The following is a 13,275-nucleotide window of genomic DNA, read 5'->3' as shown; positions in this document are numbered from 1 at the left end:
ATCAGGTGACGGTCAGGTTGAGTTGCTTGCAGGCCTTGAGGTACTGGTCGACCGGGTCGCTGCCGAGGTAGCTCCACGGCAGGCTGCTGGGCCGGCCGAGCGTCCGGTTGAGGTGCTGGCGGGCCGGCCGGCGTGCGTCGGCGAGGTGGAAGGCCGCGCCGAACAGGTTGTGCGCCTCGATCGTCCGGGGGTGCGGGCGGTGCCCTTCGAACCAGCCGCGGGCCGCGGCCTCGACGTCCCGGCACTCCTCCGCCGAGAACCACGACGAGGAACCTCGGATGATGCCCGACCGCTCCTGGACGAAGTACTCGAAGTAGGCCAGCGGGATCAGCGCGGCGCGCGGGTCGTGCCGGGGAGCCATGCTCATCGCCACCCGGGCGAAGTCGAACATCTCCTCGGCCATCCCGCCCCACTGCGGGGACAGCATGATGACCCGGGCGACATGCGCCCCGTACAGGGTCGGCCAGCGGCGCTGCGCCTCCTTCCAGAGGCGGTCCTTTTCGTCACGGTCCAAATCGGAACCGAGCGCCGCCCAGAGCATCGACTCCCAGGGAACCGGGTCGTCGGGCCACTTCTCCGCCGCGGTCATCAGCGGCTCGCGGGCCGACCGCATCTTCTTGGTGTAGGCGGTGAACCCGGCGGCCTGGACGGCGCGCGCCCGCGCGTCGGGACGGATCCGCCACGCCTCCTCGACCCGGGTCCGGCCCAGCCAGAGCCACAGATCGGGGTTGCCCGGATCTTCTGCCAGCAGGGATTCGACGCCCTGGCTCCATCCCACGGCGGCCTTGGCCAGGGCTTCGACCCGCAAGGAACGAAGTTCGGGGTCGGTGCGGCTCTCGGCCAGGGCGGAGACGCCGACTCTCATGTAGCGGTCGCTGACTGCCTCGACAGCGCGGTCGAGGACGGGGTCCAGCCAGGCACGCCCGCGGATCACGCGGGCCGCTCGGGGGCGAACCCCGGAGGGCTGGCTGTGCACGCGGTCAACCTCCATCACTCCCATAGCCGAGGAGCGTAGGAAGATGTGGGTCGGCTCGCGCTACTTTGCTGTAAACAGTACGTTACATAGACAAAGCACCTTGACCTGGACCTTTGCCGAATGTCAATAACAACGGCCCCTAGCCGTACACACGGCCGTAACATGGCGCTGCGGCCCCCTCCCGGTACGTGCGCCGGAAGGGAGCCCGCGGCGCGTCAGTCGAGGTAGTCGCGCAGCACCTGCGAGCGCGACGGGTGCCGCAGCTTCGACATGGTCTTGGACTCGATCTGCCGGATGCGCTCCCGGGTGACCCCGTACACCTTGCCGATCTCGTCCAGCGTCTTGGGCTGGCCGTCGGTGAGGCCGAACCGCATCGACACCACACCCGCCTCGCGCTCACTCAGCGTGTCCAGCACCGAGTGCAACTGCTCCTGGAGCAACGTGAAGCTGACCGCGTCGGCCGGGACGATCGCCTCGGAGTCCTCGATCAGGTCGCCGAACTCGCTGTCGCCGTCCTCGCCCAGCGGGGTGTGCAGCGAAATCGGCTCGCGGCCGTACTTCTGCACCTCGACGACCTTCTCGGGGGTCATGTCGAGTTCCTTGGCCAGTTCCTCCGGGGTCGGCTCGCGGCCGAGGTCCTGGAGCATCTGCCGCTGCACCCGGGCCAGCTTGTTGATCACTTCGACCATGTGCACCGGTATCCGGATGGTGCGGGCCTGGTCGGCCATGGCACGGGTGATCGCCTGCCGGATCCACCAGGTGGCGTAGGTGGAGAACTTGTAGCCCTTGGTGTAGTCGAACTTCTCCACCGCGCGGATCAGGCCGAGGTTGCCCTCCTGAATGAGATCCAGGAACAGCATGCCGCGGCCGGTGTAGCGCTTGGCCAGCGAGACCACCAGCCGCAGGTTGGCCTCGAGCAGGTGGTTCTTGGCCCGGCGCCCGTCCTCGGCGATCCACTCGAGGTCCTCGTGGTCCTCCTCCGACAGCCGGCCCGCCTCGGAGGCCAGCCGTTCCTCGGCGAAGAGCCCCGCCTCGATGCGCTTGGCGAGCTCGACCTCCTGCTCGGCGTTGAGCAGGGGCACCTTGCCGATCTGCTTGAGGTAGTCCTTGACGGGGTCGGCGGTGGCGCCGGCCGCGGCGATCTGCTGGGCCGGGGCGTCCTCGTCGTCGTCACCGAGGACGAACGCCTCCTCCTCGGAGCTGGTGGCGCCGGCGGGCTTCTTGCCCGCCCGCTGCCCGGCCGCCGCCGGCTCTTCGGCCTCGGGCGCCTCGGTGGTGTCGTCCTCGGCGGCCAGCTCGGCCTCGAGGTCCTCGAGGTCGGCGTCGAGGTCGGCCACGTCGACGTCGTCCTCGCCCGGCTCCGGCTCGGCCTTCTTGTCGGTGGCGGCCTTCTTGGGCTCGGCCTTCTTCGGGGCCGCCTTCTTGGCGGCCGCCGCGGCGGGCTTCTTGGCCGCGGCCCGCTTCGGCCGCGGGGCGGGCTTGGCCGGGCGCTCCGGCTCGGCCGGCTCCATGTCCTCCACGACGGCGGTCACCGTGTCGGGCTGTTCCTTGGCTGCCGCGGCGGTGGTCTTTCCCTTGCGCCCCGCCGGCGTCGCGCGCTTGCGCGGACGCTTCGGTGCTGCGGAGTCGGCAGCGCTCACCATGACGGTCACACCCTCCTTGCTGAGGCTCCGCAAGATGCTCGTGGCCTTGGAGACGGGGATATCTGCCTCCTCGAATGTACGTCGTACATCGTCGGCTTCGAGGTAACCCTGGGACCGTCCACGCTCGATCAGTTGCGCGATGACGTGCTCGTGCAGGTCTGACGCTTTCGAGGTGCTAGCAGGCGACACAAAAACCTCTCGAACGAACGTGTGGCTTAGATTGACCCATGTGCCCTGGCGGGCGGGACCTCGCGGAGGCGGGGCCTCCCCGGTGCGGGACCGCAGCGTACCCGGTTCCACTAGGGTCAAGCATTCTGGCACGGCCGCGCATTCCGATCGGGAACTCTTGCCCGGTAACACAACCACCTTAGGGGGCGTGGAGTGGTCCTTCGTACGCGCTACGCCGTCCTCGGGGGCACATGTAGGGCTAGAAGTGTCACATCGTCCGCTTGCTCATACCCAGCAAGCATCCGATCGACCAGGTAGTCCACCAGTCTCTCAGGGTCTCCTATCACCTCAGGTGGGGCGTCGGCCGCGACCGCGACAAGCTCTTCGAGGCCGGCGTCCACCCCACGCCTACGGTTCTCCACAAGTCCATCGGAATAGAACACCACAGTGTTGCCGGTCAGGACGGAAAAAGTCGTCTGCTGCCGCTGGCTCGGCCAGCCGAGCGGGGTGCCGGGCTCGGCCCCGCTGACCCGGGCGGGGCCGTCGAGCGAGACGATCAGCGGCGGCGGATGGCCCGCGTTGCTGATCACGCCGTGCCCGGTCTCGGGGTCGATGACCGCGTAGGCGACCGTGGTGAACTGCTCTTCGTCCTCGGTGGCGCTGAAGAGCCGGTCGAGCCCGGCCAGGACGGCGGCCGGGCGCGGGTCGTTGAGCGCCAGTGCCCGCAGCGCGTTGCGGACGCGGCCCATGCCCGCGGCGGCGAGCACACCCTTGCCCATGACGTCGCCGACCGCGATGGCCAGCCGGTCGTCGGGCAGGTGGAAGGCGTCGTACCAGTCGCCGCCGACCTGCACGTGCCGGGTGGCGGGGTTGTAGCGGGCCGCCAGCACCATGTTGGTGAGCTGCGGCAGGTCGCTGGGCAGCAGGCTGCGCTGCAACTCCTCGGCGGTCTTGTGCTCACGTTCGAACAGCAGCGCGCGCTCCACCGCCAGGGCGCACTGGCCGGCCAGCGCCTCCAGGAAGACCCGCTCCTCCTCGGTGATCTCGCGCGGGCGGGTGAAGGAAAAGCGCAGCGCGCCGATCGGAGCGCCCGCGGCCAGCAGCGGCAGGCCGACCCAGGCGCGCTCCTCGGTGTGCCCGGAGAACAGCTCGCCCTCGTCCCGGTTGCCCAGCTGCAGGCGCAGGCTGTCGGGGCTCTCGGCCAGGAACGGACGGCCCTCGCGGACCGCCACCGACATCACGGTCTGCTCGCTGATGGCGATGTCGTCGCGCACCGCAGGGCCGGCCTCGCCGCCGGCCTGGGCCGGGGTGATGATCCGCAGCCGCAGCTTGTCGTCGTCCAGCAGTGCCACGGCGGAGTTGTCGGCGCCGATGGCCGACCGGCCCACCTCGGTGATGACCTGCACCACCTGGCTGACCGTCAGCGCCTCGGCGAGCATCGAGGTGGCCTGCTGCAGCCGGGCGGTGCGCAGCGCGGCGGCCGACAGCTGCTCGGTCAGCCGGCCGCGCATCTCCTCGGCCTCGCGCTGCCCGGTGACGTCGGTGTTGGCACCGACCCACTCGACCACCTCGGTGCCGCGCCGGATCGGCACGGCGCGCACGTCGTAGTGCCGGTAGGTGCCGGACTTGGTGCGGATGCGGTAGTTGGTCTCGAAGATCCGGTCGGCCTCCACGCACTCGCGCCAGGCCGCCTGGATCCGCTGCCGGTCCTCGGGGTGCACCACCGACAGCCAACCGCCGTGCAGGTACTCCTCCAGCGTCTGGCCGGTGATCGTCCGCCATTCGGCGGCGTCCTCGAACACGGTGCCCTCGGCCGTGCTCACCCAGACCACCTGGGAACTGGCCTCCACCAGCGAGCGGTAGCGCTCCTCCTTGCGCCGCAGGACGGCCTCGGCGCGGCGCCGCTCGGTCACGTCGACGGCGATCAGGGCCACGCCGAGCACCTTGCCGTCGGGTCCGTGCGAGGGGAACCAGGAGCAGGCCCAGTGCCGCTCGTCCGGCGGGCAGCCCTCGGCGGTGGTGAGGTCGCTCTCGGGGTCGGCGGCGGTGACGGAGCGGTCTTCCCTGATGACCTTCTTCAGCACGGCCGTAAAGAAGGTGGCGACCCGCTCGCCGACCGCCTCGCCGAGCGGGCGGTCGACGATCTGGTCGGCCCGCGCGTCGAGCACGCCGGCCAGCGTCTCGTTGATCCGCCGGCACTTCAGCTCGGCGTCGAAGAAGGCGAACCCGATGGGCGCCTCCCTGATCAGGGTCGCGAAGAGCGCCGAGTCGGACGCGTCCAGCCCCGAGACGCGCGGATACGGAACGGAAGTATCGGCGCTCATCCTCGACACCTCCGTCGCGGGTGGGCCTGTACGGCGAGACAGATGTGCATCACTGTAGGTGAATGGGAGCAGGCTAGCGCTCCCGCCTCCATCACAACACCGGTCGAAATCAGGTCTTCATCATCCCGATGGTTCGTCGCCGGCGGAAGTCCCGAACGGCATCCTTATCGGTCAGACCCGCGGCGACCTGGATCGCTCCGCCGCGGGGCGGAACGCCGGGCGACGGAACTGCAAAATTCACCCAGCAAGTAGTCGATGATAGGCGCTCCACGGCCGGAACGGGGGCTGGGTCCGGCAAAGAACGGCCGTTCCGTGCCGGGCGTCACAGATATGACGGAACGCTTACGCCCGCGGCAAGGGTCTGGCCGGCGCGCGTGCCGGATGTTCCACTGTCAAGGTGACCAGCGACGACATCGAGGCCGACGGCTCCGGCGCCCCGGTGGGGCGGCGGATCGTCCTCGGCATGCTCGGCCTGGGGGCGGCCGGGGTGGCGGTGGGCGCCGGCCTGCAAAGTCAGGTGAACCGGGCGCTCGCCCCGATCGGCGGGATCATCCCGGCGGCGGGCGGATTCCGTTACTACTCCGTGGTAGGCGACGTGCCGCCGCGCGGCGAGCGCGACTACCGGCTGACGGTGGGCGGGCTGGCGGAGCGGCCCCGCACGTTCACCCTGGCCGACCTCCGGGCGCTGCCGCAGACCCGGCTGACCCGGGACTTCCAGTGCGTGACCGGCTGGCGGGTGGAGGACGTCGCCTGGGCCGGCGTCGCGCTGCCCGACCTGCTGGACGCGGTCGGGGTGGCCGACGGGGCGACCGCGGTCCGGTTCCGCTCGTTCGACGGCGAGTACACCGAGTCGCTGACGCTGTCCCAGGCGCGCCGCCGCGACGTGCTGGTGGCCACCGAGATGCTGGGTAAGCCGGTGACGCACGACCACGGCGGGCCGGTGCGGCTCTACGTCGCCCCCATGTACGGGTACAAGTCGCTCAAGTGGCTGGGCGGCATCGAGCTGACCCGGCGGGTCGTGCCGGGCTACTGGGAACGGCGCGGCTACGACGTCGACGCGTGGGTGGGGCGGTCGAACGGGCGCAGCGATGAAGCGACCTGAGCGGCGGCTGCGCCGGTTCACCCGGGCCGAACTGGCGGTGCACCACGCGACCGCGGCGCTGATGATCATCTGTCTGGTCACCGCGGCCTGCCTGTACGTCCCCGAAATCGCGGCGGCGGTCGGCCGGCGCGGGCCGATCAAGACGCTGCACGTGGTGGCGGGGCTGGCGCTGCCGCTGCCCGTGCTGCTCGGCTGGGCGTCCCGGGCCTTCCGGGAGGACGTGCGGCTGCTGAACCGCTTCGGCCGGCGCGACCGCGACTGGCTGCGCGGCCGGCCGGCCGCGCCGGGCAAGTTCAACGCGGGGCAGAAGCTGAACGCGGCCTTCGTCGCCGGGGCGATCCTGGTGATGTTCGGCACCGGCGTGATGCTCACCTGGCCGGGGCCGTGGCCGGACCGGCTGCGGACCGGGGCCACGTTCGTCCACGACTGGCTGACGATCGCGATCCTGGTGATGTTCCTGGGGCACCTGTGGTTCGCGATGCGCGATCGGGGCGCGCTGGCGGGGATCACGACCGGGACCGTCGACGCCCGGTGGGCGGCACGGCACCACCCCGCCTGGGATGCGGTACGAAAACACTAGGTTAAGCCGGCCGATACCGGCCGCTGGGCCCTTGACTCTCCCGGCGAACGCGCTGGAATGGGTTTTCGGGGGAATTGGACCGATTTCGGTTCTTCCTCCTGATCAAACCTGCGTGTGGAGGGTCTGCACATGGTGCCTGCACTGGCCGGACGCTCATCATCGTCGCACGACGCGACGGCCCAGCGGTTGGCCGCCGAGTTCGTCCCGATTCCGCCGGCCACCGTGGAACGTTGCGTTGCCGACGTGGAAGCCTGCGTCACCCATCTGGGCCTCGATCCGACGCCCGAAATCATCGAGCGGGTGGCGCGCGAACACCTGACCGGAATGATCAAGTCGCGGCCGCCGTCCGGGCGGCCGGTGCGCTCCCGCGGTCGCTTCTGACATACCGTGTACGTGGCCGTTCTCGATCATCGAGTTCGGTCCCGGTCAGGGTTCCCCGGCGCGGTAGGGTGACTCTTCGAACATGAACGGTGCTTCCGTACGGACGTTCCCGGCACGGGTCCGCTCCGTCGCGGTGACGTTCCGGCTCAGCGCCGGGGGTGCGTCTGAGAAGGTGAGTTGGTGAGTCCCCGCAGCCGCCGCCATCCCCCGGGAAGCGGCCGCCCGCCCTCGGACGAGCTCTTCGCGATCTTCGACGGCATGCTCCGGCACGCCCGGGAACTACTCGCGGTACGCAGCCCGCTGGACGCCGAGTTGATGGTCAGCGAGATCTTCGGCTCCTGGTGGGGGCAGCGGCTCGACAACGGCGACGTCGACGAACTCATCGGCGAGCCGCTGGCCGGCCATGCGGCCAAGGCCGGCACCCCGGCGGCACTGGCACTGCTGACCGGCATGGCCTACCTCGGCACCGCCCGGCAGGCCACGCTGGCCGAGCAGGCCGCCCTGGAACTGATGGACCGCGGCGTGGCGCGCCCCGGCTGGGCCGACCGGATCGGCATGGCCGCCCTGTCCGGGTGCTACCTCTCCCGCGACGTCTACGGCGACCAGGACACGATCATCTGCACCTATACCTACGGGGACACCGATCTGCACGCCCTCGTCGTGACGGTCGACCACAACCGCGGCGGCGCGCCCCGTCCCATGGGCCGTCCCCCGACCAGCGGCATGGTCCGGGACGCGTGGGTGTCCTCCAAGGTCGACAAACTGCTCGCGCACTGCCGGCGGGAGAACACCGAGAATCCGCTGGCCACGTTCGGGCCGCTCGACCCGAGAACGGCCCGGGCCATCCTGGAGGCCGCTCTGGCGATCACCGCCCAGATGCACGACCCGCCGGTCGACAAGTCCTTCGGCTCCTACCACGCGTTCCTGCGGGCCCGGGTGCGGACGCTACCGCCAGGCGGGCGCCGTCCCCAGCCGCCGATGTACAGCAGTGACCAGCGGGCCACCATGGCCGCCCAGTTCCTGGCCTCCGCCGAGGCCGAGGAACTGTCGGACCTCACCTCGGCCGGCCGGTGCGTCGACCGCATCATCGACTACGGCTGCACCTACGACTTCGGCCGGCCGCTGCGCGTCAGCCCGACCAAGTGCGAGCTCTTCATGCTCGACTGGCTGCCGCGCAAGGTCCTCCTGTCACCCGCGGAGCAGGAAGCCATGCCGCACGTGCTCGCCGCCTGGGTGCGCTGGGCCGGCCGGCGCATCGGGCTGCCCGAGCGGGCCATCCGGGCGACCCTGGACGCGCTGTGGGACGCCACCGGCAAGTTCGCCGAGGCCTACCGCCATCCGACCACCTTCGGCCTGGAGCGCGAGCTGGTCGACCGGCTGCTGCCCGACGGCGAGCTCGAGGCACTGCCGCGGCGGGCGTTCGCGCTGCCCTTCCTGAGCGGACGGCACGGCTCGGTCGACCTCTCCACCCTCGATCCGGCCGATCCCGCCGACCGGCGGATCATGCTGGAGTTCGAGCACCCCGGCGCGAGCGAGGCACACCTGGCCGCGCACGAACGGCTCGCCGCGCGGCTGTGGGCCGGCGATCCCCCGCAGCTGTGGGACACCGCCCAGGCGCTGCTGGACGTGGGATACGAGCGCCATGAGATCCTGCACCGGCTGATCGAGGCGGTCGACCAGTACGGGAAGGATCCGGTCGCCCTCCGGGCAGCGCTGCGGGCGCTGCGCCACGGGCCGCCGCCGGAGTGAGAGCCAGGGGGCGCCGTTTGCCACAGCCCCCGGAGACCGCGATTATCGGACCTTCGGGGTGAGGCCGCTCCCCGGAGACGTGACCGCGAAGACGATGGAGATGACGCGGTCATCGCCCGGCGGATCCCCGTTCCGGGTCGAGGCGGGTCGGTGACCGACGCCGGTAAGGAGTGATCTTGTTGGAGTGGTCCGAGTTCGCCGTACGCCTCGGCCGTGAACTGGCGGGTCTCGAGCACGACACCATCCTGATCGTGCGCGAACGCGACGAAGACCGCCACTACGTCCAAGCCGTGCGCGAGCCCGAACGGCTCTACGCCGAGGCCGTGAGCAACCACTTCCTCTCCGATCCGCTGCTGCTCAAGCCCGCCGACGAGGAGGTCATGGCCGAGGCCGGCTGGCGCCCGCCCGGCGACCCGTCGCCGCGCAACTGGTGGACCGATCTGCCGCCGTTCGCCACCGCCGCCGACCACGCCCGGCTGGCCGACATGATGGTGACCGCGCTCCGCGACGTGCAGGGCGTGCGGCGACCGGCCGACCTGCTGCACGAGGCGCTCCGCCGGCACGGCAACGGGCTGATCGAACTGACCGACCTCGGGATCCCGGTCGCCGACCCGAGCAGGGTGACCGAGCGCCGGGCCGCGCCGACACCGCCCGGCCCGGAACCGCACCAGCCCAACGGGACGCGGCTGTCGCGGGACCGGGCGGACGCCCCCGAGCCGCACCAGCCCAACGGCACCCCGCTGTCGCGGGAACCGAGCGCCGTGCCCGAGCCGTACCTGGCCGCACCCACCGGTCCCCCGCCCGGCTCCCCCGTTCCCGCTCCGGTCCCGCCGGCACCCGCCGAGGACGGCCTGGAGGCCCGGCTGGCCGACGCCAAGCGGCGCGGCGACCACACCACCTACTTCGACCTGCTGGCCGGCGCCGAGCTGGCCCTTCCCCCCGGCGGCGACCGGGCGCTCCCCACCACGGTGATCGGCGGCGGCACCTACGTCGTGGTGTTCACCTCGCCCCTGTCGCTGGTCCGCGCGCTGGGCGCGCAGGCCGCCCCACCCCGCCGGACGAGCATCGGCGAGCTCGCCGCCGCCTGGCCCGACCCCTCCTGGTCACTCGCGGTCAACCCCGGGCTGCCCAGCGAAGTCCACCTCGACTCGGTCACGGTCGCCCGGCTGGACGCCCAGCTCCGCACCGCCGCGCAGGCCGCCACCGTGGACGCCGTGGTGACCACGCCCGAGCCCGTGCCACCGCCGGAGCCGTCCCGGCCGGCCGTCCCGCCGCTCCAGGTGCCCCCGGGCACCCGGCTGTGGCGGTACGGCCAGGAACTGCCGGTCGCCGTCTACGACCCGGTGACCGGGACCTGGACTCCCGTGCAACCCGACGGCCGGCGGGCCTCGCCCGGTGGGCCCCCTGACCCGTCCTCTGACCGGCAGGCCGACTGACCGCGCTACCGTTTCCGCCCAACGACAACGTTTGCGGGAGTTGAACCGAGTGGACTGGCAAGAACTCGCCAAGCGGCTGACCCGTGAGCTGATGCGCCTGCCGGACAACTCGTTCCTGATCGTCCAGGGGGTCGGCGGGTTCCCCTACGTCCAGGCGATGCGGTACGCGAACGCGCTGGACGCCGAGGCGGTCAGCAACACGTTCCTCCCGGAGCCGATGACACAGCGGCAGGAACAGCGGCTGGAAGGACTCGGCTGGCACGCCCCCGACGGCCGCAACCGGGAAAACTGGTGGCGGCAGGTACCGCTGCCCGTCGATCCCGAGGACTTCACCGCCGAGCACTCCCGGGAGTGCGCCCATCTGGCCGGCCAGATGGTGAGCGCGCTGCATGAGGTGTACCGGGTGCGCTCGCTCACGGAGCTGGTCTACGAAGCCAACCAGAACGGGCCCGACGGCGGCTCGCTGTCCCTGCCCGACCTGGGTCTGCGCCCGGTGGACGAGTCGCTGCTGGCCGAGCACCCGCCCGAGCCCGAGCCGCTCCGGCAGGAGAGCGCCGCCGGAGCGGTCCCCGCCGAGCCCGCGCCCCCGGTCGCGCCCCGGCCGCGGTCACAGCCCGCGGCCACGGTTCCGCCCCAGCCCCAACGCCGGCCCGCGGCCGCGGTCCCGCCGCAGCCCCAGCCGCAACCCGCCGTCGCAGTTCCGCCGCAGCCCCGGCCGCAACCCGCCGCCGCGGTTCCGCCGCAGCCCCGGCCCGCGGCCACCGTCCCGCCCCGGCCGCAGCCGCAGCCGGTTCCGAACCCCGTTCCGGCCGCTCCGCCCGCCGAGACGGTGGAGAAACTGCTCATGGAGGCCAAGGAGCGCGGCGACCAGCACGGCTACTTCCGGGTACTGCTCGACAACGACCTGTACGTGCCGCTGCCCACCGGCGCGTCCGACGGGACCACCCGGTACGCCACCGCCACGTTCAACGACGGGACCTACGTCCTGGCCTTCACCTCGCCCGAGGCGATGGAGCGGTCGCTGCGCGGCCAGGCGACGCATTTCCGGCAGACCACGTTCCCCGAGCTGGCGCGGAGCTGGCCCCGGCCCGAGTGGGAGCTGGCGGTCAACGCCGGCCTGCCCAGCGCCGCCTACATCGACGCGGGGACCATCGAGCGGCTGGCCCGGTCCGGCTCCGGCGGGCGCCGGCAGGCCACCACCCGGCCCGGTTCCGGGCCCGCCCCCGCCCCGCAGCCGCCGCCCGCCCCGGCCACCACGATCATGCAGAAGCCCGTCCCGCCCGCGCAGGTGCCGCACTACCTGGAGGGCGGCTACGACCGGGTCGCCGGCTACGTGCACCGGGTGCAGGACGTCGCCGAGCTGACCAACCCCGAACGGCTGGTCCGCGAGCTCGGCCTGACCTACGAGGGCTCGCCGTTCTCCATCCTCGACGAGGCGATCCACGTGATCCGCTGGCCCGCGGTGAAACGGGCCCTGTTCAAGACGCCGTACGGTGGGGTGGACGAGGCGTCGATGCGGGCCATTCCGGAGGGCTGGGTGATCGAGAAGCCGCCCTTCCCGGGGACGGGTTACGCGCCGGGGGACGGCGCCCCGATCCCCGAATTCAAGATCGACAGTCAGCGCCTGCCGCACGGCGCCGAGATGTACCAGATCACCAGGTTCGGCGAGCGGTTCGTGGCGGCGTACGACGCCGACGTCCAGGCCTGGGTCCGGCCCGGGGAGAAGCGATGAGCATCCGGCACGGTTTCTACGCAGGCTGGCGCGGTACCGAGTACGAGGCGAGCCCGGACGGCCCGCGGATCCGGCTGTACACCGCCTCCCCCGCCGAGGGTTTCAACGAGGTGACCCGGAGCCGCCACGTCCGGCTCGTCCCGCCGGAGGAGCTCGACCACCTCACGTACGTGAGCACGGTGTGCACCTGGCGCGGCGAGCCCTTCCAGGTGCTCGGTGAGCACGAGGAGTGGGTGCGGGTCGAGTACACCGGCGGCCAGGCACCGGTGGCCGAGCGGCTGGGGCTGGAGGCGTTCGACCGCGGCGTCTACCAGGCGTGGGCCCCGCGAACGGAGATCCACGACCTGCGCGAGGAGCGCGTCTGACCGGCCGGGTGGTACACCTGGGGCCATGACCGTGATCGACCTTAACGCCGACCTGGGCGAGGGGTTCGGTGTCTGGCGGCTCGGCGACGACCTCGCCCTGCTCGACGTGGTGACGAGCGCCAACGTGGCCTGCGGTTTCCACGCGGGCGACCCGCTGATCATGCGTCGGGTGTGCGCCGCGGCGGTCGAGCGCGGGGTCGCGATCGGCGCCCAGGTCTCCTACCGCGACCTGGCCGGTTTCGGCCGCCGGGAGATGGACGTCGCGCCGGCTGAGCTGACCGCCGAAGTGCTCTACCAGATCGCCGCGCTCGACGGCATCGCCCGGGCCGAGGGCGGCCGGGTGGGCTACGTCAAACCGCACGGCGCGCTCTACAACCGGATCGCACGCGACCCCGGGCAGGCGCGGGCCGTGGTCGCCGCCGTCGCCGCCTACGACCCGGCGCTCCCGGTCCTGGCCCTGCCCGGCTCGGCGGTCCACGCCGCCACCGGTCCCGGGACGGAGGCCGAGCGGGTGCCGGTCGTCCCGGAGGGGTACGCCGACCGCGCCTATACGGCCGACGGGACGCTGGTGTCCCGGCGCTCCCCCGGAGCCGTGATCCACGATCCCGGCGCCGTGGCCCGCCGCGCGGTCCGGATGGCGGTGGACGGCTCGGTCACCGCCGCGGACGGCGTGGAGGTGCCGCTGGAGGTGCGGTCGATCTGCGTGCACGGCGACACCCCCGGCGCCGTCGAACTGGCCCGCGCCGTCCGCGCCGCGTTGCTCGCCGCGGACGTGCGCCTGCGGCCCTTCACCTCCCCGGGCGGGCCGGCGTGAGCCGC

The 13,275-nt window shown here is 72.0% G+C and carries 11 protein-coding genes; 8 read left to right on the top strand and 3 right to left on the bottom strand.

The window, feature by feature from the left end; all coding sequences use genetic code 11:
* Position 1 precedes the first annotated feature (1 nt).
* The 3 genes from DPM19_RS33325 to DPM19_RS33315 all read right to left on the bottom strand — a co-directional run bounded on the left by DPM19_RS33325 (position 2) and on the right by DPM19_RS33315 (position 5,111).
* Entirely contained in the window at positions 2-991 is a 990-nt protein-coding gene (locus DPM19_RS33325; protein ID WP_233511080.1) for a hypothetical protein, read from the bottom strand.
* Positions 992-1,191: 200 nt separating this feature from the next.
* The gene (locus DPM19_RS33320; RefSeq protein WP_111872080.1) at positions 1,192-2,808 is read right to left on the bottom strand and encodes an RNA polymerase sigma factor; all 1,617 of its coding nucleotides are present in this window, start codon (positions 2,806-2,808) and stop codon (positions 1,192-1,194) included.
* A gap of 209 nt (positions 2,809-3,017) precedes the next feature.
* A complete protein-coding gene (locus tag DPM19_RS33315) occupies positions 3,018-5,111 on the bottom strand; it encodes a SpoIIE family protein phosphatase (protein WP_111872079.1) in 2,094 nt (697 codons plus the stop codon).
* A gap of 397 nt (positions 5,112-5,508) precedes the next feature.
* Between DPM19_RS33315 and DPM19_RS33310 the strand changes: the two genes are divergently transcribed.
* The 8 genes from DPM19_RS33310 to DPM19_RS33275 all read left to right on the top strand — a co-directional run bounded on the left by DPM19_RS33310 (position 5,509) and on the right by DPM19_RS33275 (position 13,270).
* Positions 5,509-6,213 carry a molybdopterin-dependent oxidoreductase gene (locus DPM19_RS33310; protein WP_199485420.1) on the top strand — a complete coding sequence of 235 codons (705 nt, stop codon included), beginning with the start codon at positions 5,509-5,511 and terminating at the stop codon, positions 6,211-6,213.
* A complete protein-coding gene (locus tag DPM19_RS33305) occupies positions 6,200-6,793 on the top strand; it encodes a cytochrome b/b6 domain-containing protein (RefSeq protein ID WP_111872078.1) in 594 nt (197 codons plus the stop codon). Before DPM19_RS33310 ends, DPM19_RS33305 begins: the two co-directional genes overlap by 14 nt.
* A 129-nt stretch (positions 6,794-6,922) precedes the next feature.
* Positions 6,923-7,174: a hypothetical protein gene (locus tag DPM19_RS33300; protein WP_111872077.1), complete on the top strand. Its 252-nt coding sequence runs from the start codon at positions 6,923-6,925 to the stop codon at positions 7,172-7,174.
* Positions 7,175-7,354: 180 nt separating this feature from the next.
* Positions 7,355-8,923 (top strand): hypothetical protein, encoded by a 1,569-nt coding sequence (locus tag DPM19_RS33295; RefSeq protein WP_407642581.1) that lies wholly within the window; start codon positions 7,355-7,357, stop codon positions 8,921-8,923.
* Positions 8,924-9,099: 176 nt separating this feature from the next.
* Positions 9,100-10,359, top strand: coding sequence for a TY-Chap domain-containing protein (locus DPM19_RS33290; protein WP_233511078.1), 1,260 nt, complete (start codon positions 9,100-9,102; stop codon positions 10,357-10,359).
* Positions 10,360-10,408: 49 nt separating this feature from the next.
* Positions 10,409-12,091, top strand: a complete 1,683-nt coding sequence (locus DPM19_RS33285; protein ID WP_111872075.1) for an SseB family protein — start codon at positions 10,409-10,411, stop codon at positions 12,089-12,091.
* Complete coding sequence (locus tag DPM19_RS33280) at positions 12,088-12,456, top strand: hypothetical protein (protein ID WP_111872074.1); 369 nt, start codon at positions 12,088-12,090, stop codon at positions 12,454-12,456. The genes DPM19_RS33285 and DPM19_RS33280 overlap by 4 nt, the downstream gene beginning before the upstream one ends.
* A 25-nt stretch (positions 12,457-12,481) precedes the next feature.
* Positions 12,482-13,270: a LamB/YcsF family protein gene (locus DPM19_RS33275; protein WP_111872073.1), complete on the top strand. Its 789-nt coding sequence runs from the start codon at positions 12,482-12,484 to the stop codon at positions 13,268-13,270.
* Positions 13,271-13,275: the final 5 nt, after the last annotated feature.

It is taken from the genome of Actinomadura craniellae, from assembly GCF_003289645.1.
Lineage (GTDB): Bacteria > Actinomycetota > Actinomycetes > Streptosporangiales > Streptosporangiaceae > Actinomadura_D > Actinomadura_D craniellae.
Note: the sequence above shows the minus strand (reverse complement) of the source record. Positions and strands in the feature narration are given on the sequence as shown.